The organism is Photorhabdus luminescens subsp. luminescens, assembly GCF_001083805.1.
GTDB lineage: Bacteria > Pseudomonadota > Gammaproteobacteria > Enterobacterales > Enterobacteriaceae > Photorhabdus > Photorhabdus luminescens.
The window spans coordinates 678372-705237 of sequence record NZ_JXSK01000001.1 but is presented as its reverse complement, the minus strand read 5'-3'; the positions used below and the strand labels follow the sequence as shown (position 1 = coordinate 705237).

At 41.9% G+C, this 26866-nt stretch carries 15 protein-coding genes; 14 read left to right on the top strand and 1 reads right to left on the bottom strand.

Annotated elements, in window-relative coordinates:
- Positions 1 to 41: 41 nt before the first annotated feature.
- Both TI10_RS02675 and TI10_RS02670 read left to right on the top strand, forming a co-directional pair.
- Positions 42 to 1622, top strand: a complete 1581-nt coding sequence (locus tag TI10_RS02675) for an aldehyde dehydrogenase (NADP(+)) (protein WP_049581625.1) — start codon at positions 42 to 44, stop codon at positions 1620 to 1622.
- 60 nt (positions 1623 to 1682) lie between these two features.
- Entirely contained in the window at positions 1683 to 3284 is a 1602-nt protein-coding gene (locus TI10_RS02670) for an APC family permease (RefSeq protein ID WP_049581623.1), read from the top strand.
- A gap of 173 nt (positions 3285 to 3457) precedes the next feature.
- On the opposite strand, the gene TI10_RS02665 is transcribed toward TI10_RS02670, so the two are convergent.
- Positions 3458 to 4039 carry a beta-class carbonic anhydrase gene (locus TI10_RS02665; protein ID WP_049581622.1) on the bottom strand — a complete coding sequence of 194 codons (582 nt, stop codon included), beginning with the start codon at positions 4037 to 4039 and terminating at the stop codon, positions 3458 to 3460.
- 534 nt (positions 4040 to 4573) lie between these two features.
- On the opposite strand from TI10_RS02665, the gene TI10_RS02660 reads away from it, so the two are divergent.
- The 12 genes from TI10_RS02660 (at position 4574) to TI10_RS02605 (ending at position 26846) form a co-directional block, all read left to right on the top strand.
- The gene (locus TI10_RS02660; protein WP_049581621.1) at positions 4574 to 5227 is read left to right on the top strand and encodes a Crp/Fnr family transcriptional regulator; all 654 of its coding nucleotides are present in this window, start codon (positions 4574 to 4576) and stop codon (positions 5225 to 5227) included.
- 445 nt (positions 5228 to 5672) lie between these two features.
- Positions 5673 to 10169: a type I polyketide synthase gene (locus TI10_RS02655; RefSeq protein WP_049581620.1), complete on the top strand. Its 4497-nt coding sequence runs from the start codon at positions 5673 to 5675 to the stop codon at positions 10167 to 10169.
- Complete coding sequence (locus TI10_RS02650) at positions 10118 to 10786, top strand: KS-MAT linker domain-containing protein (protein ID WP_049581619.1); 669 nt, start codon at positions 10118 to 10120, stop codon at positions 10784 to 10786. The genes TI10_RS02655 and TI10_RS02650 overlap by 52 nt, the downstream gene beginning before the upstream one ends.
- Before the next feature lie 66 nt (positions 10787 to 10852).
- On the top strand, positions 10853 to 11116 hold the full coding sequence (locus tag TI10_RS24790) for a hypothetical protein (RefSeq protein ID WP_049581618.1): 264 nt from the start codon (positions 10853 to 10855) through the stop codon (positions 11114 to 11116).
- A gap of 1 nt (position 11117) precedes the next feature.
- The gene (locus tag TI10_RS02640) at positions 11118 to 11372 is read left to right on the top strand and encodes an acyl carrier protein (RefSeq protein WP_049581617.1); all 255 of its coding nucleotides are present in this window, start codon (positions 11118 to 11120) and stop codon (positions 11370 to 11372) included.
- On the top strand, positions 11369 to 12436 hold the full coding sequence (locus tag TI10_RS02635; protein ID WP_049581616.1) for a cupin-like domain-containing protein: 1068 nt from the start codon (positions 11369 to 11371) through the stop codon (positions 12434 to 12436). Before TI10_RS02640 ends, TI10_RS02635 begins: the two co-directional genes overlap by 4 nt.
- Positions 12437 to 12565: 129 nt before the next feature.
- A complete protein-coding gene (locus TI10_RS02630; RefSeq protein WP_049581615.1) occupies positions 12566 to 12970 on the top strand; it encodes a DUF1801 domain-containing protein in 405 nt (134 codons plus the stop codon).
- 30 nt (positions 12971 to 13000) lie between these two features.
- Positions 13001 to 13876 (top strand): ACP S-malonyltransferase, encoded by an 876-nt coding sequence (locus tag TI10_RS02625; RefSeq protein WP_049581614.1) that lies wholly within the window; start codon positions 13001 to 13003, stop codon positions 13874 to 13876.
- A gap of 194 nt (positions 13877 to 14070) precedes the next feature.
- A complete protein-coding gene (locus TI10_RS25800; RefSeq protein WP_049581613.1) occupies positions 14071 to 19905 on the top strand; it encodes a beta-ketoacyl synthase N-terminal-like domain-containing protein in 5835 nt (1944 codons plus the stop codon).
- Entirely contained in the window at positions 19791 to 24068 is a 4278-nt protein-coding gene (locus TI10_RS02615; RefSeq protein WP_244161512.1) for an SDR family NAD(P)-dependent oxidoreductase, read from the top strand. The genes TI10_RS25800 and TI10_RS02615 overlap by 115 nt, the downstream gene beginning before the upstream one ends.
- A gap of 2 nt (positions 24069 to 24070) precedes the next feature.
- Entirely contained in the window at positions 24071 to 25879 is a 1809-nt protein-coding gene (locus TI10_RS02610) for a phosphopantetheine-binding protein (protein ID WP_049581611.1), read from the top strand.
- A 22-nt stretch (positions 25880 to 25901) separates the two neighbouring features.
- Positions 25902 to 26846 (top strand): nuclear transport factor 2 family protein, encoded by a 945-nt coding sequence (locus tag TI10_RS02605; RefSeq protein WP_162202216.1) that lies wholly within the window; start codon positions 25902 to 25904, stop codon positions 26844 to 26846.
- Positions 26847 to 26866: the final 20 nt, after the last annotated feature.

Sequence of the window (26866 nt, the reverse complement as noted above, 5' to 3'; positions counted from 1 at the left end):
TTGGGCTGTAACTTGTTTCTGATACCTTGGGAGGAATCGTTATGTTGGTACATACAGGTATGCAGTTTATTGGGGGTCGCAGGCAAGCAGAGGGAGAACGCTGTTTGCACAGCCGGCGAGCGGTGGATAACTCACTAATAGGTTATGCGTTTTATCAGGCTACACGACATGAGGTCGATCTCGCCGCCCAAGCAGCCGCCAATGCATTTACCCGTTATAGCCAAACATCGTTGGAAGAACGTGCTGTTTTTTTAGATAAAATTGCCGATGAAATTGATGCTCTCAGTGATGACTTCATTACCCTTGTATCAGAAGAAACGGCTCTGCCCCCAGCTCGACTGCAAGGTGAACGGTCGAGAACGAGCGGGCAAATGAGGCTGTTTGCCACGCTGTTACGCCGTGGTGATATTCATGCTGCCCGTATTGATACTGCGCAACCTGAGAGAAAACCGCTTCCCAGAGTTGATATTCGCCAGTGCCATATTCCTCTAGGTCCTATTGCGGTTTTTGGCGCCAGTAATTTCCCTTTGGCTTTTTCAACTGCTGGTGGTGACACGGCGTCAGCATTAGCTGCGGGCTGTACCGTTGTTTTCAAAGCACATAGCGGCCATATGGCTACCGCTGAGGTCATCGCAGAAGCCATTGAACGTGCTGTTATCGCCGCACAAATGCCCGCAGGTGTATTCAATATGATTTATGGCAATAGCGTGGGGGCAGATCTCGTCAAACACCCAATTATTCAGGCCGTTGGTTTTACCGGTTCACTCGCGGGTGGACGTGCATTATTCAATATGGCTATGCAGCGACCACAACCTATTCCGGTTTTTGCTGAAATGTCGAGTATCAACCCGGTTATTGTGCTGCCAAATGCCTTAGCACAGCGGGGAAAACAGATTGCCCAAGAGTTGGCAAATTCATTCACATTAGGTAGCGGTCAGTTTTGTACCAAGCCAGGAATAATCTTGGGGATTCGTTCACCAGAATTTGATCAATTTATTACTCACTTGACGCAGGAGATCACGTTTCACCCGGCACAGTCCATGCTGAACCAAGGCACATTACTCAATTATCAAAAAGGTATTCATCAACTGGATGATGAACCCTTAATGACACGGTTAGCCATTGGAGAACATCATGAAAATCAAGCAAGTGCGATGCTGTATCGCGCAGATATTACTTTGTTGTTGAATAAAAATGCTTTGTTACAAGAGGAGGTTTTTGGCCCTGTTGCGATTGTGATTGAAGCTGAGAACCAAGATCAGCTTTTACGCGCAATTGACTGTTTGCAGGGGCAGCTTACCGCTACCTTGATTGGTGAGCACGATGAATTAGCGAATGCACACGATCTCAGCCGACGATTACAACACATTGCGGGCAGGGTGGTTGTCAACGGCTACCCGACAGGTGTTGAAGTCTGTGATGCCGTAGTTCATGGCGGGCCTTACCCTGCGACTTCAGATGCAAGAGGGACTTCCGTTGGTACTCTGGCCATCTGGCGTTTTCTGCGTCCAATATGTTTTCAAAACTACCCCAAATCCTTACTTCCACCCGCGCTGCAAGACCATAATCCGTTGAATATTTCTCGATTAATCAATGGGGTGATGAGCAAAGAAGTTTTGTAAAACACACAGTTACCCGACTTTGGCGTATATCAAATAATAAACAGAAAAGGGCGAATAATTATGGCGCTATACGAAGCCTCTTCACTGCCAAAATCCGATTCAGGGCAGGGTAAATTTAAGAAGCAATTAACACTCATGGATTTAACCTTTATCGGATTAGGGGCTATTTTTGGCTCTGGCTGGTTATTTGCGGCCAGTCATGTGTCTGTGATTGCAGGACCCGCAGGGATTTTTTCTTGGGTGATTGGCGGTATCGCTGTGCTCTTACTCGGCATTGTTTATTGCGAACTGGGTGCGGCATTGCCGAAATCAGGCGGCATTATTCGTTATCCGGTATTTTCTCATGGTGAACTCATGGGGTATTTAATGGGTTCCATCACCTTAATTGCGTTTTCTAGCCTAATAGCTATCGAAGTCGTCGCTGCTCGACAATATGCGGCGGCGTGGTTTCCATTTCTCAGTCAGCCTGATTCTGGTAATCCAACTTTGGTAGGTTGGCTGGTTCAATTTATTTTATTAGCGTTTTTCTTTTATCTTAATTACAACAGCGTGAAAACCTTTGCGAAATCCAATAATGTTATTAGTGTTTTCAAGTTTATCGTTCCGCTGCTCGTCATTATTATCCTGTTTAATTATTTCAATCCGGGTAATCTGCAAGTTCACGGATTTTCTCCTTTTGGGATATCGGGTGTTGAAGCTGCGGTTTCAACGGGCGGCATTATCTTTGCTTACCTTGGCCTAACGCCCATTATTTCTGTCGCGGGTGAAGTAGAAGAACCCCAAAAAACAATTCCTATTGCCCTCATTCTGTCTATTTCACTGTCTACGGTCATTTATGTTTTATTGCAGTTAGCTTTTCTTGGCGGGATACCCTCTGATCTACTCTTTGGTGGTTGGAATAATATTGGGCAATATTTTTCACTGCCATTTCGTGATATAGCCTTAATCCTTGGTGCGGGGTGGCTCGCTTTTTTGGTGGTATGTGATGCGGTGATCTCTCCAAGTGGTACTGGGAATATTTATATGAATGCCACTCCCCGTGTCGTCTATGGTTGGGCAAAAAGTGGAACGTTATTTAATGTGTTTACCCATATTGATGAAAAATCGGGAATACCACGACCTGCGCTTTGGTTGACGTTTATTCTTTCTATTTTTTGGACATTACCTTTTCCTTCATGGGAAAAACTCATCAGTGTTGTTTCTGCGGCGTTAATTCTGAGCTACGCATTAGCGCCAGTAACCGCTTCTGCCTTACGTCGTAATGCCAAAGAAATAAAACGCCCTTTTTATGTTAAAGGGTTTGCGATCATTGGCCCGCTTTCTTTTATTATTTCCGCCTTCATTGTTTATTGGTCTGGTTGGAAAACCGTTTCCTGGCTGCTTGGATTACAGATTGTCTTGTTTTTTATCTATTTGTTGTTCAAAAATAAAATCCCTACAAGCAAAGTGAGCCTGCGCCAACAGATAACCTCTGCTTTATGGTTGATCGGTTTCTACAGCGCCATGATTATTCTGTCCTATTTAGGCACATTTGGCGGTAAAGGCATTATTCCTGCACCTTGGGATATTATTGCAGTGGCAGTGATCTCTTTAATTGCCTTCTATTGGGGAACTTTTAGTGCTTTACCCAATGCTATTTTACCAACGGAGGATGAGGATTAGTGCTTTTTGGTCTGTAAGTAAAAGCGTAGGGAAGGGATTAACCATTTAAGGTTGGCTCTGGAACTGACTAAAGCTCACTGAATCGCTAAAAACAGTGAGCTGATTTGTTGTATTTTTTGGCTTTTGCCGGCTTTATTGGATTTTGGCGTAGTCAGGTGTGCTTTCCTGAAAAATCAAGTACTTTCTGCAATGCTTGTTGCTTCAGGAACTTCAATTAATTTTCCTGATTTCACATCATATATGTACCCATATATGGAGATATTTGCGGGGACAAGAGGGTGGGTACGAATACGATGAATATCTTCAACTAAACTATTAACGTGATTATCAATGGTAAGCCATCTGATATATTTCCCCTCAGATGATCCTGTACCGTTGCCGACATCTTTAAATCCTTCATCTGTCATTACCGCACTTTCCAGGCTACTTTCCAGCAAGTCGCCCATGATATTGTCTGTAAACAGCTCCATCCCGCAATTAGTATGGTGAATGACAAACCACTCCTTTGTTCCAAAAAGTTTATAAGAAATGATAAGTGAACGAATGGCATCATCGCTGGCCCTTCCGCCTGCATTACGAATAATATGAGCGTCACCTTCAGATAAACCTGCAAATTTTGCCGGATCTAACCTGGCATCCATACAAGTCAATATGGCAATTCGTCTGACAGCAGGTAAACCAAGGTTTTTTTTATCACCAAAAGTTGCTGCATATGCAAGATTAGCGTCACTTATTTCTCTGATAACACTGCTCATCCTTCCTCCCTTCATATTTTCTGGTTTAATAAAAAGCTAGGACATCCATCTAGATAAATGAATATAAGGCTGAAAATACAGATATATAAAAAAGATTATGAAAAAATATATACTCGTATCCTTTGTACTGGTCAAGTAAATCCTAAGTGTTTCAACAAACATTGTGATGTAATGACGTTTTTGGAGTTTTTAACGGAGAGAGTTAGTCCGAAATCGCTTTAAACTGTTTTTTAAGGGACAATAGAGGCATTATCTTATTATTCGAATTGAAATTGTATTACCCCAGACAATATACATGTATTTCAAGATATTGATTTAAGTTAGCCTCTTTGTAAGGAAAATAAACATTATAAATTGTCCATGAATACTGTGGATAGAACAAGGATAGGATGCTCAATATTGAGCATCCTATCCTAACTACATAGGCTATGTTTACAAAAAGTTAATAGGAAGTTAAAGGTTTTATCTGGTTCTTTATAATTATAATAATTTTTTCAGGGATAGCTATTTAATTAAAGAAACGGGGTAATACTAATGAGAAATAGTGCTGCAAATTTCAATGATAGTGTTATTGACTTTATTCGTATGGATAGGGATTATGTTAAGAATATAAAGTTCTATAAGGGAGAATGTATATATATAGGAGGGGGGAGAGGAAGTTTATATTTTATAGAAAGAGGACATGTTAGAGTTTCTACCCAAACCGAAGATGGCAGAATATGTAATATTGGTTTCTATAAAGAAGGAGATTTCTTTGGTGAAAGTGGGTTCTCTGGAGATATTATATCTGAAACGGCGACAGCTTTAATTGACTGCACTATAAAAAAGATAAATTTTACTTCATTCCTGGAAGAAATGAAAGGTAAGGATGTTTTATATGATTTTATGATTTATATGGCAAATAAAATAATGAATCATCAAGATACCATTTCTGGGTTTGTTGTTTTTAATAGTGAAAAAAGATTAGCCTATACATTAATGAGAATGGCGTCAGAAATCAAAGATGAGAATATGTCTTCAATTAAAAATAAGATTTCTTATCAGGATTTATCTTATATGATAGGTACAACTCGTTCCCGTGTTGGATACTTTATGAATGATTTTTTTAGACAGGGGATTATTAAGGAGTCTAAAGATTGTTTTCTAATTATTGATAAGAAAAGAATTGAAGAATACTTAATGGAATAATGAATTATTTTGTGAATTAATTTTTATATTCAGATTGGATAAAAATAGTAAAAACATATTTAATTCTATTCAGAGAGGTCAGGAAAAATTTTTATTAATAACGATTAAGTAAAGAATCAAGGTGTTGGGTTGTTATTATCAAAGACATTTTCAAATGTATCCATCTTAGGATGGTAATAGCTGACTTAGCTAAATTATACCCGGGGTTATACCCGGGGTGAGGGTGTCAATATTTTTTATGCAGCCACCAAAGAGGCAACTTGAAAGATGACGGGTATAAATCAAAAGTTTTTATAACTCAGCTTTGAGATTTATAAATAGTTTTTTTAATACGCTCATTTTTGAGCATTTTTATTTGAAATAGAGTTTATAATTTTCTATAGATGGCTAGAGTTTTTATATTTGAGAAAAAGGTTAAAGATAAGGAAAAGAAGGGGATACGAGCATGAATGACAGAAAAAAAATTGCTATTGTGGGAATATCTTGCCGTTTCCCGGGGTGTTATAACCAAGAGTTATTTTGGAAATTATATCAAGAAAAAAAATCAGCTATTGTTGAAATCCCTGAATCCAGGTGGTCTATTAGTAAATACTACTCGCCACAATTTGAAAAAAACAAATCTTTAAGTCGTTGGATTGGTCTGGTAGAAAACTTTGACCGTTTTGATGCCCCTTATTTTAACATTACTCCTCGTGAAGCAGAATTAATGGACCCTCAGCAGCGTATCTCCCTGGAGCTAGCAATTGAATGTTTAGAGGACTCGGGGTATGGAGTTTCTGATATAAAATCTGCTGATATTGGTGTTTTTCTTGGTGTGTGTAACTTTGATTATAAGGAACGTCTGGAAAAATCAATAAATAATATTCAAGGACATCTTTCAACCGGAACTTATACTACATTAATTCCCAATAGAATCTCCTTCTATTTGGATCTAAAAGGCCCCAGCGTCCCTGTTGATACCGCATGTTCAAGCTCTTTGGTTGCACTTTCTTACGCTGTGCAAGCTATTCAGGCAGGTGACTGTGAAGCGGCTTTTGTAGGAGGAGTAAGTTATCTATTTAGTCACACTTACTTTGTCGCATTTTCCCAAGCAGGGATGTTATCTCCAACCGGAAATTGCAAAACGTTTGATAAACAAGCTGATGGTTATGTTCGCGGAGAAGGCGCAGGAATGATTCTGATAAAACCGCTTGAAAAAGCGTTAGCAGATAATGATCGGATCTATGGCGTGATTGATGCTGTGGCCGTAAATCATGGTGGTAGTGTTGCCACGATCACTTCTCCCAGTGCTTATGCTCAAGCGAATGTAATAAGAAGAGCGCTTCAAAAAGCTAATATTTCTGCAAATTCAATTTCCTATATTGAATCTCATGGTACTGGAACACCGAAAGGAGATCCTATTGAGGTTAATGGGTTGAAACGTGCATTCCGTGCCCATGCTAAAGAATGTGGAGAAACATTAGGGACGGCTTATTGTGTAATATCTGGCTCTAAAGCGAATGTTGGACACCTTGAGTCGGCTTCGGGCATGGTAGGTTTGATTAAAGGGCTGCTTTCTATTCAGAAGAAACGCCTGTTACCTATATTTAATCTCAATGAATTAAACCCAAAAATATCTTTGGCAGGAAGTCCTTTCCATATCCTCACTAAAGAGTGTGACTGGCAGCCATCAGATGGAGGAATACGGCGCTTTGGTGTTAGTAGTTTTGGGTTCGGTGGTGTCAATGCCCATGCGATTATTTCTGAATATCAGGATAAGAGGAGCCCTAAGCTCAAACCGACCACCCATCTGTTTGCGTTTTCAGCATCCTCAGATAAGGCATTAAGAGCATATGCATTGTTGATTTTGACGTTTTTGCAGAATACACCTTTAGTCTCAGTTAATGATTGCGCTTACACCTTGGTCAGAAGAACAAATCTGCCATATCGTGTCGCTTTTATATATCAGACTCGGCAGGAGCTATTGGGAAAGATTATCTCTTTTGCCAATGGATTAGCCGCTGAAGTACTTCCTATCAGCAGATATCCAGGTTATGAAAAAGTGGCGGACTGGTTGAATGGAGGGCGGGATAGTTTAAAAGATTTATTCTCAGAAGGTCATCACCAAATTATTTATGTTCCCCCTTATCCTTTTCAGCACAATGCTTATTTTCCCAATGAGCTTGAAGCGAAAAGAGATGAAATAGCGGAGCATGAAAAGCAGAGTGATATCACTGCTTTGTACCAGATAGAACCGTTATTCTCTTCTGTTTCATCATTTTATGATGGGATGAATCATGAAGAAAACAAACCGCCAATTATTTTTTCTATGCTAGGGAAAGAGCAATCTTCAATATTGAAAAAGCGTATTTTACCTGGGCGATATTTTGAACTTCCCAGATTATCAAATGAGGCCTCAGGTGGCGACTGGATTAATTGGTATTTAAATTTCCTAAAGCAACTAATCAGCGCCATCGAATTAATAAAACCGAGTTCTTGGATATTGTTGTCTGACCGAGAGGATATCAGAGGGAATACGCTATATGCACATGCACTATCACTTGAAAAAGAGTTTGGTCTCCCTTGTGGTTGGTATCAACTCCATCACACCACGTTTTCACGGCATATAGAGCAATGTCTAAAACTATTTCAAATGCCTGTATCTAGCTCTTTCTGTCGGCGCTTGAATTATGAAATAGAGTCAGATGCTCTCATATTAGAAGCCTTACACTATCACATAAGTGCATTTCCAGAATCAGCACAACATTGTGAAGCTTTATCTGGTCTTAAACCCACAGTATTAATCAGTGGAGGAGCCGGTGGTATCGGACAAGTATTTGCTAAATATTTAGCAAATACATTTGACGCAAATGTTGTGATCATCGGTCGTCGAAAATGTGATGAATTGCCTGCGGATTGTATGACATCAGAGAAAGGAACTATTGAATATATTCAGGCGGATTGTTGCAATCGTCAGGCGCTTACCGTAGCCGTTGAACGGATTGTCATTAAGTATAAAAACATCGATCTCATCATACACAGCGCAGGAAACATTGAAGACCGAAGTATGTTTTTTAAGACCGAGCAAAACGTTAGAGACATTGTTGAAAGTAAGGTAATTGGATGTGAATTGTTGGATGAACTCACCCGTTCACTTTCTGTTAAACAATTTATTGTGTTCTCCTCAATAACCGCCTTGTTCGGGAACCCGGGACAAACGGATTATGCCGCAGCTAACCATTACCTCGTCGAGTTTGCTCATAACCGTAATAGGAAACAGTCTGAAGGGCTGCGAGCCGGGCGAACAACAGCAATTTATTGGCCTTACTGGCTGGATGGCGGCATGAAAATCAATGAGTCAGCCTTGTCTATGTTACAGGAAACAACAGGTACTGAACCTCTGCTAACCGATGATGGCATCAGGATTTTTAATCATGCGCTTATTCATCAACCCGCAGAACTCTGTGTTGTGACGGGGGTGGGTAAAAGAATCGATAATGCGCTCAACAGCCGACTTGTTCGTCAACCGATATTGAGTGACAAAAAGCGTCTGGTTTCCACCATCTTGTCGGTTATTACGGATATAACGGGGTTACAGCCTGCGGATATTGGTTTAAAAACGCGTTTTTCTGACATGGGAATAGACTCCATTGCGATGAGGGGGATCGCACGGGAGATTAGTCAGGCAACGAGATTTACGATAAACAACGTGGTTCTGGCAAAAAACCCTAGCATACATGCTTTGGTAGAGTACCTGAGTCAATATTCTGAGAAACCAGGTAATGAAGACGTTTTTCAACACCGGACGTCTGAATTCCTTCCGCCATCACGAATAGAAATTGATGAAAAAGAAGTTGGCGTGATTGGTATTGATTTACGTATGTGTGGCTCCGAACACTGGCGCGATTCTTGGCCATTGTTGAGCAATAAGGTATTGTCGCCTGAGATTTACCCTGAATCACGCTGGCAGTTGTTGCCGGATGAGCTGACCAGAGATATCGAAAGAGAAAAGATACAGGGATATTTCATTAAGGACTGTCTGTCTTTCGACCATAAATTTTTTTGTATGTCTCGCCGGGAGGCTATGTTAATGGACCCCCAGCATAGAACTCTGATAGAAAGCGTCTGGTCTGCAATTACTGATGCGGGTTACTCGCCTGATCAGTTTAATCAAAGACGTACTGCCGTTTTTGTTTGTATTGATGCCAATGATTACGCATTAATTACTGAATTTGATTCATTAATAGATGAGTTCTCAATTGGTTCATCAACACCTTATTTATCAGCCAACCGGTTATCCCATCTGTTTAATTTTAAGGGGCCAAGCGAAATTGTTAACATTGCTTGCGCCAGTGTTTATTCCGCTATTGAAAAAGCTAAAGAGTTAATTAGTTCAGGTGTCGTAGAACAAGCTGTTGTTGCCGCTGCGCAAATCAACTTATTGCCTTCTCGTTTTAAGGCGTTGCAAAAAAGAAATCTGCTGAGTGCGGATGGTATGGTTAAACCCTTTGATAAAGATGCGCACGGATTTGTTCGCGGCGAAGGTGTTGGTTGTATCTTGTTAAAGAATCTGAAATTAGCGGTTACTGATGGCGACGAGGTATTAGTCAAAGTAAAAAGCGCTGCAAGCTGGCACGGGGGGCAGGGAGACTCCTTCACTGCACCAGATGCCTCTACGCATGTGAATGTTATGGAAATGGCTTTTCGAAAAGCACATGCGGATATCGAAAAATTACAATATGTTGAAGCTCATGGTATTGCTTCTAATGTGGGTGATCTCAGTGAAGCAGAGGCCATTGCAGCGCTTTTATCAAAGTTAGAGCGTGCATCCTGTATGGTTAGCTCAATGAAGTCGAATGTGGGACATCTTGAAGTATGTTCGGGTATTGCTGGATTTTTGTACGAACAATATTGGCGATTAAACATCAACAGATACCAGGTATTTCTGAATTACATGAGTTAAATGAAGGGATTGATAGTAGCCGGTTACACATTAAAAACACCAGTCAGTCATTTAATGAGCTTAGAGGATTAATTGGTTTACTTTCATATGGATTAGGTGGGGTTTCTGCATTTGTACTTTTAGAACCTTTTGTCGATCAATCTGATGAATATAAAAAAGATCTCATTATTGAAGAGAAAGATTATTACTTCTGTCTTTCAGCGAATAATGTTGAATCATTAAAACGGTATGTGGCTTCAGTAATAGAGCAAATTCACCAATATTGCCATATTACACCACTATCTCAGTTAATATCGACACTACGTTTTTATCGCAAACATTTAGATGTGCGGTTGGTGGTAAAAGTCAGCAATTATGAGGAATTGCTCAGTAAGTTGGAGGCATTTTTGGCAGGGCGCACAGTTGATGGATTACAGACGTCTGTAGACTGTCAGGATGATGATGTCATGTCGGCAGCTCTGCCAGAGACATTGCGTATATGGTTAAAGAAAAAAGAGGGTGACGAAGGGATGAGACCGCCCGTGGATAAACGGAGTTTTTGGCCAAAATATCCGTTCGATCGCTCCTTACTTCTTTATATTGCCCCGAAATACCGGGGAGGAAAAATACCGAGTTGAATGAGTCATAAAATATTTCAGGATTGCATATTTCTAGCGAGAAATGACTATTGGAGAACATAAGTTATGGAAGGTAAAGATGAAGATTTAGTGATAAATGCACTAAAAGAGGTGATGGCAAGAGCAGTAATGTTAGGGCTGTCGTGTTCTGAAAATAAAATGCAGGGCAGCATCTTGGATGAGCAAAATGCCGATATAGTGTCAAAATTTATGTCGCTATATCAATCGACAGATAAGTTTTTGACTGCGGTGGGAATAACAAAAACGGCTGATGAGATACTTCCGCTATATAAAGAAATCATATCTCAAATTCCGCAAGAGAGACGCTGATATGGAGAAATTTGAAGAAATTAAAGATTTTCTTAGCAGGGAAATTTTGACTGCTATGTATATGACAACGGATGAGTTAGATCAAGATGCTTTGTTTTCAAGTTATGGATTGGAATCTACAACTTTGACAAAAATAGTGATGAATATAAATAAACGATTTTTAATTAATCTCTCTGTACAGGATATCTTACCTTATCAGAGTGTTAATAAGGTAGCTAAATTTATTCATTCCATACTTGAGGGGAAGATATCATGACAACATCATTCTCAAATTATGATTACGTGGATCTGCCTGAAAAAGAGCGTCTGGAGTATGAACACATTTTTTTTCTAAGGAACTTTTTTTTAAAACCAGATCTATTTCAGAACGAACTACAACAAGTTGAACAAAGTATGGCATCTGAGTTACCTGCTTTAGGATCAGGATACTCAGAAATAGAAACCTATAAAGAGGGAGAATTGACTTGGCAGAAATTGGCTCAAATCTATGCTAAAGATATTCGTCCTATTGTAATTAAAGGGTTTTCATCATCTTTTCCCTGTGTGAAGCTATGGACGCCGGAGTATTTCAGAGATAACTTTGGAGATTTTCAACTATGGTATTCGACAACAGAAAAGCTTTTTGAAGAAGATGGCACATCGTTACGTCATTATATCAATGCAGTATTAAATGGTGATGTTAGTCGAGCATATATTGAAAACTTAAGTGATATCTTTAATGAATACCCTATTTTGCATCAGCAAATTGGTATTGACCATATTAATCGCTTTTTAGGCGATTTTGCCTCATATCATAAAATTGCCCAACTTTTCATTGGCGGGGCTGGTACAGGAGCTGTTTACCATTGTGCTAATGAACTTAATTGTTTCTTAAATATTTATGGTTGCAAAGAGTGGATATTTGTTCATCCTAAATATTCTGCGGCTATGTATAGTTCCATTTTTAACAAAGGGATCTTTGTTGGTTCATTTGTCAAACATAATGCTCCGGTAAAATATTTAGAAGAACACCAGCCGCTTTATAACCGTATACCTAAACTTAGAGTTATTTTAGAACCGGGAGATATGTTAATTAATCCCCCCTGGTGGTGGCATGCAATTAATAATCAACCTCCGATATCAATTGCTATTGCCTCTCGCTGGAAGATCGAAATGCCTTATCAACATCAGAATCCGCTATATGAATTTGTTCAATCCCAAAGAGTAGAAAGATTGACTCTGGAAGGAAAGAAAATGTCTGAGGACGATGTTGTTGTACCTGATAGTGAATTACGTAAGAAATATGTCTCATATAAAGAAATGGGGTGGATAGGGCGTTGATTGCTAAAAGTGATATGTCTTTTGGATAAAATTCAGAAACGGTATATTATATGGTTTGTTTTTTAATCTAAAGACACGGTTGTGTGAGACAGTCACAACGCACAAATTAGCGAATAAGGTAGCCATCTTATGAAAGCATTTCAAAGTAACGAAGTTCACTCGGTATTTAATAATTATCCTGAACAATATCAAAAACCTTTGTTGATGATAAGAGAGTTAATATTTGATGTCGCATCGAAAACGAAAGGTGTAGGTTTAATTACTGAGACTTTGAAATGGGGGCAACCCAGTTACCTGACTCTTGAAACTGGATCGGGAACAACAATCCGATTGGATCGTTTCGGTCATTCGTATGTGGCTATCTTTTTTCACTGCCAGACTACATTGGTTGATACATTCAGGACACTTTTTCCTGAACTGACTTATTCAAAAAATCGGGCAATAGTCTTAGATCCGAAGACCGATTTGCCAATAGATGAATTAAGTATGTGTATTGAAATGTCACTCACTTATAAGTTGAGAAAAAAGAGATAAAAACTCCATTTAGAAAACAGGATGTGAACAATGAAAACATGTACCGTCGCAATGTTTCCTGGACAGGGCGCCCAGTTTCAAGGCATGGGGCGCAACCTGTTTGATAAATATGAATACCATATGAGGCTGGCACAACAAGTATTGGGATATTCACTTACTCAGTTGTGTGAAGGTGAAACTAATGTTCTTGACAGAACAGAATTTACACAGCCAGCTTTGTTTGTCGTTAACATTCTTCACTACTTAGAGAGCCAGGAAGGACATGGCTTTGACGCTGAAATATTTGTGGGTCATAGTCTAGGCGAATATTGTGCTTTGTTTGCCGCAGGCGCTTTTAGTTTCGAGACTGCCTTATCTATTGTTCAGGAGAGGGGCCGGTGTATGGCGCTTTGCTCTGAGGGAGCTATGGCTGCCGTCATTGGCCTTAAATTAGAACAGGTAGAGGATTTATTAGCAACTTCCAAATTTAGTGATTTAACTATAGCCAATTTTAATTCGCCGACACAATTTGTTATTTCAGGTGATAAAGTTGAATTATCTCAATTTAAAGATAGGGTATTAAATGCGAAAGGTATTTATTATCCTTTGCAGGTTAATGGCGCATTCCATTCGAAAAGAATGGTGAGTATTGCAGAAAAATTTAAAAACTTCCTTGAGTATGTTGATATTTATCCACTGAAAGCGCCAGTATTATCTAATGTAACCGCTGACTTTTATCCATTAAATAATCGGGAGCAATTAATAGATTTATTAATTAAACAATTATCGTATCCTGTACGTTGGCAACAATGTATAGAAAAATTACCTTTAGATAAGCATATTATTGGTTTTGAATATGGGCCAAAAACGGTGGTAGGCCCACTAACTAAACAAATATTAGGTGAACGTATTACACTAATGAAATAATGCATTAATTATTAAAATAAGCAAAATTTAATTCTATTTGTGATGATTAAATAAAAAATTATCACTCTGACCTTATTTTCAAAAAAACGGTTTGTATAGGAATTAATATTTTATTATACGCCAAGGGATTGGCTCTATTCCTTTAAAAGAAATTATTTTTATTGTTTGCCAAAATAAAAATAGGAGGATTATTGATGGAATATTCTATTATCGGCGTAGCTGCACATTTCTGTCGAGGTTTGTCATTATCTCGTTATTGGCAAACATTGGTTGAAGGTGGATCTTTGATTGATGTTATCGGAGAAAAACGCTATCAACTTAATAACCGCCAAACGTTGGTTAAATGGGGGCTTAGGGAAAAAATACGCGGTATGTTTCTTGAGGATATTGATACCTTCGATAGACATATCTTTCCTCTCTCAGGTTCTGCAATTATGTTTGCTGATCCAAGACAAAGACTGTTTCTACAAACTTGCTGGCAACTCCTTGAAGATGCAGGGATTCCACCATCAATGCTGTCAGGCAAGAAGGTGGGCGTGTTTGTTGCTCAGGATGGCTGGTATTTAAGCTCTTATGTAGACAGAATTCCTGACGAACATAAGGGAAGTCAGGAGTTTGTTGTTCCGGGGAACGATCCTTGTTTTCTGGCAAATCGCGTCTCTTTCTTTTTCAACTTCATTGGGCCATCAATCGTTGTTGATACAACCTGCTCAAGCGCTTTTGTTGCTTTGGATATGGCATGTCAGGCACTTGAATCCGGTGATTGTGACTACGCTATCGTGGGGGGTGTTTCGCTGTTTTTGAATCCCTGGAAAGAGGGAGAAACCACCGCGACGCCATTTGAAACAGGAGGAAAGGATATCCACAGTTTTGCTGGAAAAGCTTCAGGATACAGAACCTCAGAAGGATGCGCTGCTTTACTTTTGCAAAGAAACCAAGATGTATTGAATCGGCATCACCATGTTTATGGTGTAGTGCAGGCTACCGGTCATAATTCGGGCGGTAAAACCAGTTCATTTGCCCAACCAAATAAAGAGCAGCAAATTAGTCTGTTTCAGGCTGTATTAAAACAGGCGAACGTTTTACCTGAGCAAATTCAATATGTGGAAGCACACGGTGTTGCTTCTCAAATGGGAGATGCGATTGAAGCGAATGCTTTAGTGAATGTTTTTGGTCGTTCACAGGATGTTTCACCCTGTTATGTGAGTACGGTAAAACCCAATATTGGTCATAATCATGCAAGCTCAGGGTTTTACGCCATCATCAAGGGGCTTTTGGCTTTCAGATATAACCAGATTCCCCTAATCCGCGGACTGGATAAAACAGGGTTGAATGCCGACATTCCAGCAGATACCAGGGGAATTCATTTCCTGACAGAGACGGTAAATTGGTCAAAATCTCAGGCAGATACACCCAGGCATATATTTTTCAGCAGTTATGGGTTCAGCAATGTCAATGCGGCTATAGTCCTGCGAGAACCTGATAGCAAACCTGCCGTCAGAATAAATCCTCTTGTGGAAATCGCAGCAGAGAAGCCTGTATTGATTTGTCTGTCAGCAAAGAGTGATGAGCAGCTCCGCCGACAAGTATTAAACCTGCGTGAAACGGTGAATGAGCCGGATTTTGCACAGACTTTCAATCTGTACGAGCTTGCCTGGACGCTTAGTACAGGGAGAGAAGCGTTTACACATCGTTGGGCAACGATAGCTTCGTCAATCGAACAACTGCGGTGTGTATTAGAAGCGTTTGTTGAATACCCGGAAAAACAGCATTCAGCAATATATCTGGGAAACGCATGCGGAGAGGCTTTAATAGCTCAATGTGCTGAATTTGAAGCGGTGGTAAACAATGGGGTTCAGGCAGCTTCATTAGAGACTGTCGCGAAATATTGGGTTGCGGGTGTTGATATTGACTGGAAGCAATATTGGGGCAACGCTGAATGGCGATCTATTCCGTTGCCCACTTATCCGTTTGCCAGGGAGCGTTATTGGATTCCTAAAGGTAAAGTCAGTAAATTGTTGCTCAGGGAAGGTTCCAGACAGTTTATCCATCCGTTTGTCCATCAAAATACCTCTGATTTTGCGGAACAACGTTTTAGCACAACATTTTCTGGGGAAGAGTTTTGCCTGAAAGGGCATGTGATTCATGGTATTCGAGTGTTACCTGGTGTCGGACATTTAGAGTTGGCCCGCGTTGCTGCACATTACTCATTCGGATCGAAACCGAATTCCTTGTCAGCAGAGAAGGAAGAAACAGGGTTAACGTTGAAAAATGTCGTCTGGGCCCAGATTATCAGCGTTATTGATAAGCCTCAGACGGTACATATTCGTTTTATCAATCATGGAGATGGTGAAGCAGGATATCAATTATATAGCCGTGCTGAGGAGGAAATAATCCATAATTCCGGCGTTGCTGTACTAAGAACGCTCACACCTCCCCCTGTTTATGATATTGATAGTCTGAAATCCAGATATCTGCAAAACGCTTATTCTCCTAAGCAATACTATGAAATGTACTATGCGCTTGGCTTGTATATGGCGCCAGACTACCAAGGCATTGAAGAATTATATGTGGGGATGAATCATGTATTGGCAAAACTGGCGTTGCCTCAATCTCTGGAGCCGACCAGAGAGCAATTTGTTTTGCATCCTTGCTTAATGGATGGTGCTCTTCTTGCGTCAGTTGGGCTTTTAATGATTTTTGGCGATCTCGATAGACCCATTCCATCTAAATGTTTAATACCTTTTGCCCTTGATGAAATCGAATTTCATGACGAAGAATCCCAATTACACTGGGCCTGGATTAGTTATAGCGCTGACAGTGGCGCCTCGGAGCCTTTTCCTAAAGTTGATGTAGATTGTTGTGATATTAACGGAAAAGTGTGTATCCGGTTTAAGGGGTTTAGTTGTCGGGGGTTCGGTGCGCCATCTGTGTCGCCAGCAGAGGTTGAACCTTATTTATTACAACCCCTGTGGAAAAGCCAGCCGTTGCCCTCCGGTACTGCATTACGGCCTTTTACAAAACGCATCGTGTTCTTGTGTGAATTAGATAATTTTCAGCCCGAGTGGTTCACGTCTGATACCGACGCATGTGAGTATGTTGTGTTGCCAAGACTTCGCAGTGGTGAAGGACTGTTAAAGAGGCAGCATCATGTCATCACTCTTTGCCAGAAAATTAATGAGCTTATTAGTCATCCTCCTGTAGAACCTGTTCTGATTCAGCTTGTACTACCGGAAGCAGAAGTACTACCCGAATATGCCATTGTTGCGGCTGTACTAAAAACAGCCTATCAGGACAATGCAAATCTGCTCAGCCAGACGATTTATTGTGATGACTCAGAGGGACGACTGGCGGAGAAACTGTCAGGTGAGTCCTCACAGCCAAAATATGAAATGATACAGTGGCACTCTGAGGAACGTTGGATACCGCATTGGGCTGCCTGGTTTCCCAAAGGCGATGTAAATGTTTTAACACCTCCCTGGAAAGAAAAGGCTGTTTACTTAATTGTTGATGAAGATGGCAGTATGGGGCGCTTTATTGCCAGAGATATCATTGCGCAGACAGTTTCAGCAATTGCTATTGTCTTGAGCGAATCTGAAAAGAATCAGTACCAAATCACTATAGCGTCAAAGATCGCTACCACTGATGATGGGGTAATGTGCCTTGATGCCGCAGCATTAACAGCTCTTATCAGCAGAATTGAGCAAAATTTTGGTGCACTACGAGGCGTATTTTTCTGTGTCGGTCAGCGCTTCTCTATAACTTCGCAGAGCACAGAGAAAGAAACCGTACATGCAATACTTAAACGTTATCAAGGGCTATCACAATTGGCGATGGCTACTCATGGTTTGTTACTTGATTTCTTTACGGTACTGACTTGTAGGGATGGTGTATTGGGGCGTTCCGGGCATCCCATGTTCGCTGCCTATTGTGCCGTAGTGAACAACTTTGCTCGTTACAGGCAACAGCGTTGTGAATCAGGAGCGTCTCAAAGGCAAACACTTGCATTGATTCTTCCCCGATATAACGGTGCGAGTGAGGAGGATTTCATCCGTCACATGGCGCTTCGGGCTTTGTATCAGGCACTGCATGATGGATGTAGTGGCGAATTGATGCTAATGGAAGGGGGGGCAATAGAACATTTCAGAACAGAAATGTTGGGGATTCGTCCGTATTATGAACCCGCAAGTTCACTGGTCGCTCAAACTATTCAGTCAGTTCAGCCAACTCAGAGGGAGATACAAGCATCATCCGATCTCGAATTGGCTGCGGTGGATCTGATCAAGCGGGTTGTGTGCAAGGCAGTCAGACTTCCCTTGGCAGAAATTGATGAAGAAGCCAGCATGGAGAAGTATGGAATAGATTCCATTCTATCCATCAGGATGACAGAAGAATTGGAACAGGATTTCGGCGCACTCCCTAAGACCCTGTTTTTTGAATATCTCACCATTCGGGAACTAGCCGCTTATTTTATTGACCATCATCGCCATGTTGTATCGGAATGGGTCCAAAACGCCCCACAAGATATTTTGCCGAAACAAAGCATCCAACCGAAATCAACGGAATCTGGCTTTCGCCTGCCAGCGCGACCGGTTGTTGGCAGGTCGAAACGGCTTTCTGTCCCTCAGCCAAGCGAGGTGACCCATATCACAACGGATGTAGGTGACATCGCTATTGTCGGTTTAGCCGGACGTTTTCCCAAGGCAAGAAATATGCGTGACTTTTGGAAACTCCTGAGAGAAGGCCAGGATTGCATTACAGAGATCCCTTTTGAGCGTTGGGCGCATTCACGCTATTTCGACATGGATAAAACCAAACGAGGAAAAACCTATGGCAAATGGGGCGGTTTTATTGATGGTGTTGATGAATTCGATCCGCTGTTTTTTAATCTTTCACCGCGCGATGCGCGTGTTATGAGTCCGCAGGAACGGTTATTTTTACAATGTGCCTACGAAACCGTTGAGGATGCTGGATATAGCCACAGAACATTAGGTGCCCGTGACTGGACACGGTTACCCAAAAACATGGGCGTGTATGTTGGCGTCATGTATGAAGAATATGAGTTTTATAACATTGAGGAATTGGCAAAAGGGAATGTTCTTGAACAGTCTATCGTGACGGGAAGTTTTGGCTCAATAGCAAACCGGGTGTCGCATTTTTTCAATATAAATGGACCCAGTCTTGCGGTAGATACGATGTGTTCTTCTTCATTAACTTCCATTTACCTTGCCTGTCAGGCGCTCAGACAGGGCGATATTGAGATGGCTTTGGCGGGGGGAGTGAATGTTTCTATTCATCCTAATAAGTATTTGATCCTCGGTCAGTCTAAGTTTTTGTCTAATGACGGGCGATGCCGGAGTTTTGGACAGGGAGGAACCGGGTATGTTCCGGCGGAAGGCGTTGGCGCAATTTTACTGAAACCGTTGATGAAAGCTATTGAAGACGGCGACCATATTTATGGCGTTATCAAAGGGATAGCCGTTAATCACGGCGGCAAAACCAACGGTTACACCGTACCTAATCCTATCGCGCAAGCCGCAGTCATTTCTCAGGCAGTCCAGTTTTCAAAGGTTGATCCGCGTGCCATTAGCTATATTGAAGCGCATGGAACAGGGACTTCACTCGGTGATCCAATTGAAATATCCGGTCTTAATCGGGCGTTTCAACAATATACGCTTCAACAATACACACAAGAGAACGCATTCTGCGCAGTAGGTTCGGTAAAATCTAATATCGGCCATTGTGAAAGTGCGGCGGGTATTGCAGGGATAGCCAAAGTACTCATGCAAATTAAGCACCGACAGTTAGTCCCTTCTTTGCATAGTGCTGAATTAAATCCCAATATCAATTTTGATGCTTCACCATTTTATGTGCAACGTGAGCTTACAGACTGGAAAAGGCCCTGTTGGGTGAGATATCTCAAATCGAACATCCCAGAACGGCGTGTATTTCATCATTTGGTGCAGGAGGAACAAATGCTCACTTGGTTGTACAAGAATACATTCAGGACAACCATCAGAATCCGCTAAATGTCTATTGGCCAAAATGGGTCGTTATACCTCTATCCGCAAAAGCGCACGGACAGCATCGTGAATTGGCGCAAACGCTATCACAGTATCTTGAACAGGCAGAATGGTGCTCAGAGATGTCCGAAACGGAGTATCTGCACAGTATTGCCTATACCTTGCAGACGGGGCGAGAAGAGATGGAGGAAAGGGTCGCCTTTATTGTGGATTCCCTTGCCGTACTGATTGATAGCTTAAAGGCATTTTCCCTATCCTATTTACCGTCAATGCATTGCTGGATAGGACGAGTAGAAAAATCTCATTATACAAAACAGTTAGTTATTCCCACCTATGCCGGGAAAGACAGGTATGAAGAGGAGTATGAGCAGTTAAAACAAATCGCCAGTGCCTGGACTCAAGGGCACAACGTTAATTGGCAGGAGTATTACCAATCCTTTCCTATACGGCCGGGTCGCTTAAGTTTACCAACTTATCCTTTTGCTAGGGAAAGATATTGGATACCAGATTCAGAAGTTCAGGCGCCGACTTTCCTTGAATCAATGGAAGATACCGCTTCGACGGTGTTTTATACATCGGGTTGGGAACGATGCGATATTCGTCAGAGAACAGCGTGCGCAATGAAATCTGAGAGCACTGACTTATTTGTTATTGGGGACCTGAATGAAACCTCACTGATTGAGCTGGCCTCGTTATCTGGGGTGTCGCACATACATTATCTCCATGCAGAAAACGCGTGCCCAGCCCCTTTGTCTGGTCTCGTTCTGCGGTTGGTTGATTATTGCCAGCAGCGAATGCGTTCCGGTCAGGCATTGCCGACATTAATAGTGGTTTTCGCGCCGTGGCAAGATAGCGGATTGTCTTATCGCAGTTTATTGGGCGCACTCAGAACCATCAGCATAGAGTTTCCTGCAATACAAACGAAACTTATTTTGGATGCCTCTTTGGAAAGTGCAGATGGTGACACTTTCTGCCGAAATGCTGAAAAAGAACTCTTCTCTGCAAATCAAGATATTGCTGTGCTCTATCAGAAAGATGGGCATCGCTTTGTATGGCGTCAAAAAAAGGTAGAACCGGCTTCTTTAACGGATATTCCCTCTTTGTTTAACCATGAATGGTTTAATCATGAATACCATGTGGTTTGGATCTCCGGTGGTCTGGGGGGATTGGGATACCAGATTGCGCAATATATCGGCGCCAAAACGGGGGCACATCTTGTGCTATCGGGACGTTCTGCCATTGATGCTGATAAAGAAGCCCGGCTGGATGCACTAAGAAGGCGTGGAATAAAAGCAGAATATGTGCCGTGCGATATTAATAACCGTGAAGCACTGGAAAAAACCATGATGCTTATTCGTCAGCGCTTTGGCTCTCTGCGCGGTGTTATCCATTGTGCCGGAGTGATCCATGATGCTCTGATTATCAATAAAACCGAGGAGGAGATTGACCGTGTGATCTCCACGAAGGCATCGGCGGCCTGTTTGATAGATGAAGTTACCCAACACGAGCCTCTGGCATTTTTTGTCATGTTCTCTTCACTTGCTTCCCTGGGGAATATCGGTCAGATAGATTACGCGGCGGCCAACGCCTTTCTGGATAATTTTGCGGCGTATCGTGAGGATTTAGTTCGACAGCAAAAAAGAAGCGGAAAAAGTCTGTCAATCAACTGGCCTCTTTGGCTGGAGGGTGGCATGAACGTGACTCAGAGGGTAAAAGAGCAAATGTTTGATACCTTTGGTATTGTGCCCCTGGACACGAAAACTGCGCTGGAAACACTGGAAATTGCCCTTCGTTCACCTTTCTCTCAGTTTGGCGTGATGAAGGGCGACAGTCAAAAGATTGCGGATTACTTGAGATTCTCTGCCGATTCTTCATCTACCTCTGATGCAACTCATGATGTTTCAACTACTTCACCGACTGAAGAATATGAGGCGAGAATCGAGTCATTAAACCGCGACCAACAGAACATAAATTCCGTTTTATTGGTACAGACGTCGGTAGAAACCATTGTTGATATTGTTGCCGGTAAATTATCTGAACTCTTAAGTATGCGCAGTGATGAAATCGATATCCATCGGCAATTTGGTGACTATGGAATGAATTCCGTCGGGCTGATTGAATTGGCCGAGTATATTAATGCCTGTTTTGAAGTTACACTGTCACAGGCGACTTTTTTAGAGTTCAACACACTAAGCCGTGTGGCAGAACATCTGACGCAGCTTTTGTCAGAGCAAACTCGTTTAACCACTGCTGATTTAACCACTGCTGACACATCATCACCATCACCGGCGATGCCTGTACCTGCCACGGCGCCATCTTTTGCCATTGTGGGATATGACTGTATGTTTCCCGGCGCTAAGAATGCGGAAGCGTATTGGAAGAACATTGTCCAAAAAACGGTTTCTATTCAGGGGATCACTCAGGAAGAGTGGCAACAGCGCCACATCATCACACCGCCTGACAAAGAAGATGCGGTAAAACGCATGCAATCATCCGGTTTTTTGCAAGATATCGATCAGTTTGATGCTGAATTCTGGGGAATTGATGCAGAAACGGCAAAACAGATGGACCCACAGCAACGTTTGCTTATGCGGTGTATCTGGCGATGTATTGAGCATGCCGGTTCTGATCTGGAATACCTCACACAGCGTAGAGTCGGATTATTTGTTGCCGTTGATTCCACCGAATACAAATCTCTGATCAAAAACGCCGGAGAATATGGCGGATTACAGTCTGGCCTCAGTTTGGGCATGATGGTTAATCAGATCTCATATTTCTTCAACTTTACCGGCCCAAGTGAAGTGGTGGATAACGCCTGCGCCAGTGTGTTTGTCGCTCTGCAAAAAGCCCGGCAGGCTATTTTGCTAGGTGATTGTGATGTGGCTATTGTCGCGGGGGTTAACATCATCCTTGATTTTATGGAGTTTTATATTCGAGATCGGGGAGGAATTCTCAGTCAGTCAGGCAAAATGGCACCTTTTGACTACACGGCAGATGGCTATATCAGGGGCGAAGGAGTAGGTGCTGTCATGATTAAGCCCTTGGAACAGGCGCGCCTTGAACGTGATCCTGTCCGGGCCGTCATCAGAAGTGTAGGCGTTTCTCATAATGGCCGGAGCGCATTTTCGTCAATGGCGCCGAGTATTGAGAAGCAAGAAGAGAATATTAGAAATACCTACCGTTTAGCGGGTATCGATCCCTGTTCTGTTGACTATATTGAAGCCCACGGCTCTGCGACTCAATTTAATGATGCCAGCGAAGTTGCTGCGTTTAAAAAGATTTTCTCAGCAAATCAACCAGCTCCATATCATTCAGTTCTACATCATTCAGTTCTACATCATTGTGCTTCATATCGTTGTGTAGTCAGCACGGTTAAAGGCAACATTGGTCACTTAGAAGCGGCTTCTGGTATGGCGTCACTGATTAAAGTGATATTGTCAATGAAGCATAGAATAATCCCGCCCATTGCTTCTTTTTCTAAATTACATCCCTCGATTTTTATTGAGAATACTCCCTTGTTCTTTCCTCTTGAACCGGTTTCATGGCAGCGAACCGGCTTAGACAAAACACAACCAAGGCGGGCCGGTTTAAACTCGATTGGGATCACGGGTGTAAATGCACATGTCATTTTGGAAGAACCTCATTGGTCAGCAGAATCGGCTCCCCCAAAAAATGGAGATTACTTTTTAATCACCATCTCTGCAAAAAACCGTAAAACCTTAAATACATATCTGAGCCAGTGGCGGGATTATGTACGCCAGGAAAAGTCATCCCGTAATGGTAACGCGTTCACGTTAAGGAACCTGGCTTACAGCTCCCAGACGGGTCGCTCAGATATGCCATTTCGCATGGCGATTATCGTTAACGATTTAGAAAAACTCATCGCGGTACTGGAGTGGGTTATCGCAGAGAAAAATGAAGCCACGACAGACGGTATGGTTGCAATGGGAATGGTTTCTCAAAAAAGCCGTACATCAAAAAAACAGGTTGAATTTTCCACGGCATTACCTGTGTTGAAACAACTGGCGGACGATTGGATTGCTGGCGCTTGTATCGATTGGCGGGCTTTTGCTCATGGTCAGGGGATATACGTTGATATTCCCGGTTACCCGTTTGATGAACAGAGATATTGGTTTTTTGCAGAATATTGCATTGAAAAAGGAGTATAGAGATGAATGAGAAGAATGTGTTACTGGAATCACTGAAAACAATAGTGAAAGAAGTGTTACAGCGTAACGGTGATATTAGCGCTGAAGCACATATTCAGGATCTGGGATTTGATTCTAAATTGCTGGTCACCTTTACAGATAAGATTTCCTATATTCTGGATGAAGAGATACATCCCGGCGTGTTGTTTGAGTTCACAACGCTGGATAAATTTGCCGATTATCTCATTACCTATCAGATGCCAGCAGTTAAACAATTTCTTACTGCTTCATCCTCGGTCGCGTTAATAGAGAAAAAAGAGAATGTTTTTCAGGAGGATGAAAACGCCGGTCAAAGTGCTTGTTGCCTCAAAAATATGGTAGATGTCGCTTATATGGAGGGAATGAGTCGAGATACCAAACAACATCTTCCTGTCATTATTGGCGGCGGCATCGCAAGTATGCTAATCAGCCATCAGCTTATTCAGGATAAGATCCCGCATATCGTAGTAGGTAAGCCGGAAATCGGTGATACGCCAAAACTCGGTGAATCTATGACTGAAGTTGTGAGTATTGAATTTGCCCGGCGTTTTAAAAAGCTGTCCCGCTATTTTTATTCCAAAGAGTTCACGCCATTTTTTATGGGAGAATTAGTCGCCGGGCTGCGATTCCACTTTTTCGAATCGCTGGCTTCGCTTTTCATGGAAGAAGATATTCCGAAGCATTTTATTCATATTGACAGGCTTGGATTTGATAAGGCTATTTACGATGAAGTTATTGCGGCTCCTGAATGTATCTGGATTGAAACATTAGTTGAACATGTTGAATATTCTGAGGACAGTGACAGGATTTCATTACTTCAATTGTCAGACGGACAGATTATTCAACCCGCTTATGTATGGGATTGTACTAACCACATCCGTTTATTAGGCCGTAAAATCGGGCTCCCATACATCGATCTTGATAATCTCCGGGAAGTGATTTTTACCCACTATTATCAAAAAGCGGGAAGCAAGCTTTGTGACTCAGAGGCACTTCCTTGGGTCCATGCGACATCGTTGCTGAGTGCGGATGAAGAGTTTGATCAGTTAAAAGGGGTTTCCTGGCTGATACCGATGGGCAGTTATATATCAGTTGGCATCAGTATGTTGCCTGAAGATATTCGTGATCGCACGGCAGAAGAAATTATTGCTTTGCTGACGAAAGCTTATAAGAGACGGGGATTAGATTATTCAAAACATTTCACATGTCGCCGGGAAATCGTCAGTCTCCCGACACAACATTTCATGTATGAACGATTTACCGGAGAAAACTGGGCGCTGGTCGGCGGGAGTGGAACCAGTACGTGGTTTACTTCCGGCTCAAATTTAAGTATCGCGACCTTTATGTCCTCTATTGCGTCAAAAATCATTCAATCACCGGGAATCTATGGTGAATATTACTCCACCCATGTCCGTGGTTTTGCGAAAACACAGACTATTTATGACACCTTCATGGAATCGAATATTGGTGCAGTGGATGCGCTTAAGTTTCTAAGCGGCGTTGTTGAACAGGCAAGAAACCGAATCAGTTCTTTCTTCTTGCTCGGTGAGATAGATGGTCAAACCAGCGGAAAGGTTGCACGTGAACTCTGGCAGGAGAATGTCGCCATTGACAAGGAGTACTTCGATTTTCTTAGACAGATAGCAACACATGCACGCCCCGAAGATCGTCAACAACAGACCGATTTGATATTTCAGAAACTCATGCAGTTGAAGTCAATGGGGCATCAGGTACGACTGCCTTACTTAAAAGATAGCAAAGTAAGACAAGACAAACCCCAATTATTCATATGATTATGTGATGGGTGGCATTTCTATGATCGATAAAACAACTTGGTTGCTGCAACATCCGTACATGGAGTTTGTTCTGGGGTTGAAAGAGGCATGGGAAGATGAATTATCTTCTGACGTCTTTAATAATCTGTTCGCTCAAACCTGTGTTTGTCATATGCAGGGTAATGAGTTGAAAAGCGCTCAGGCGTTTCAGGAGTTTATTCATTCTGTAAGGCAAAACATATCCAATTTAAAACTGATCCCGGAAAGCGTTATTGTTCAGGATGATACCCTGCATCTCTTGCACCGTTGGAAAGCGGATTGCTGGCATGATGATGTTATTTCTGGTGGGGAATACTCTAATTTTTGTCAGGTCGCAATGCGTATCCGTGACGGCAAAATCGTTGAGCTATGGCAACAAGCACAGAACTTTCTTTTTCTGCTTGGTAGCCCTTTCTCTGAAGAGCGTCTGGATTATCCTCCCTGGCAGCACCGTTTGCTGGTTAAAGAAAATGAACGTTTGCATACAAACTGCGATGAACAGTCTGTGCAGATGAGTAAATGGGCTCAACAGCTTGTTAATTGTGTCTTTGGTCATGGTGCGTTACGCCGAATTAACAATCTGCTACACCCGGAGCTGATATTTCATAATGGCGATATAAAAGGATATGGAATTGCTGAGTGGAAAAGTTTTATTTATGCATTACGGACGGCGATCGGGGAGGGAGGGGTAGCACTATTTGATGAGTTGTTTATTCGCGACAGGAATTCTCTAACCTTATTTGTCAGAATAGGGTTAACGCAGGCATCTCCCTTTGTTTTATCCGGCTTGAACGGCATGTTATGTACATTGAAGCTGGAGATGGACGATCGTTATATTACGAAAATTCAAACTTATCCTGAGAACTATCTGTTTTTCCTGGGACTTGATTTTTCTCAACATGAAACGCGTCTGAAACAGCTTTTTCGGGGCACAGACCGCGATTAGAGACAACACGCCGGCAGAAA

What these genes read in the sequence shown, in the direction of transcription:
- TI10_RS02675 (WP_049581625.1), top strand. Translation starts at nt 42, where the DNA reads ATGTTGGTACATACAGGTATGCAGTTTATTGGGGGTCGCAGGCAAGCA.
- TI10_RS02670 (WP_049581623.1), top strand. Translation starts at nt 1,683, where the DNA reads ATGGCGCTATACGAAGCCTCTTCACTGCCAAAATCCGATTCAGGGCAG.
- TI10_RS02665 (WP_049581622.1), bottom strand. Translation starts at nt 4,039, where the DNA reads ATGAGCAGTGTTATCAGAGAAATAAGTGACGCTAATCTTGCATATGCA.
- TI10_RS02660 (WP_049581621.1), top strand. Translation starts at nt 4,574, where the DNA reads ATGAGAAATAGTGCTGCAAATTTCAATGATAGTGTTATTGACTTTATT.
- TI10_RS02655 (WP_049581620.1), top strand. Translation starts at nt 5,673, where the DNA reads ATGAATGACAGAAAAAAAATTGCTATTGTGGGAATATCTTGCCGTTTC.
- TI10_RS24790 (WP_049581618.1), top strand. Translation starts at nt 10,853, where the DNA reads ATGGAAGGTAAAGATGAAGATTTAGTGATAAATGCACTAAAAGAGGTG.
- TI10_RS02640 (WP_049581617.1), top strand. Translation starts at nt 11,118, where the DNA reads ATGGAGAAATTTGAAGAAATTAAAGATTTTCTTAGCAGGGAAATTTTG.
- TI10_RS02635 (WP_049581616.1), top strand. Translation starts at nt 11,369, where the DNA reads ATGACAACATCATTCTCAAATTATGATTACGTGGATCTGCCTGAAAAA.
- TI10_RS02630 (WP_049581615.1), top strand. Translation starts at nt 12,566, where the DNA reads ATGAAAGCATTTCAAAGTAACGAAGTTCACTCGGTATTTAATAATTAT.
- TI10_RS02625 (WP_049581614.1), top strand. Translation starts at nt 13,001, where the DNA reads ATGAAAACATGTACCGTCGCAATGTTTCCTGGACAGGGCGCCCAGTTT.
- TI10_RS25800 (WP_049581613.1), top strand. Translation starts at nt 14,071, where the DNA reads ATGGAATATTCTATTATCGGCGTAGCTGCACATTTCTGTCGAGGTTTG.
- TI10_RS02610 (WP_049581611.1), top strand. Translation starts at nt 24,071, where the DNA reads ATGAATGAGAAGAATGTGTTACTGGAATCACTGAAAACAATAGTGAAA.
- TI10_RS02605 (WP_162202216.1), top strand. Translation starts at nt 25,902, where the DNA reads ATGATCGATAAAACAACTTGGTTGCTGCAACATCCGTACATGGAGTTT.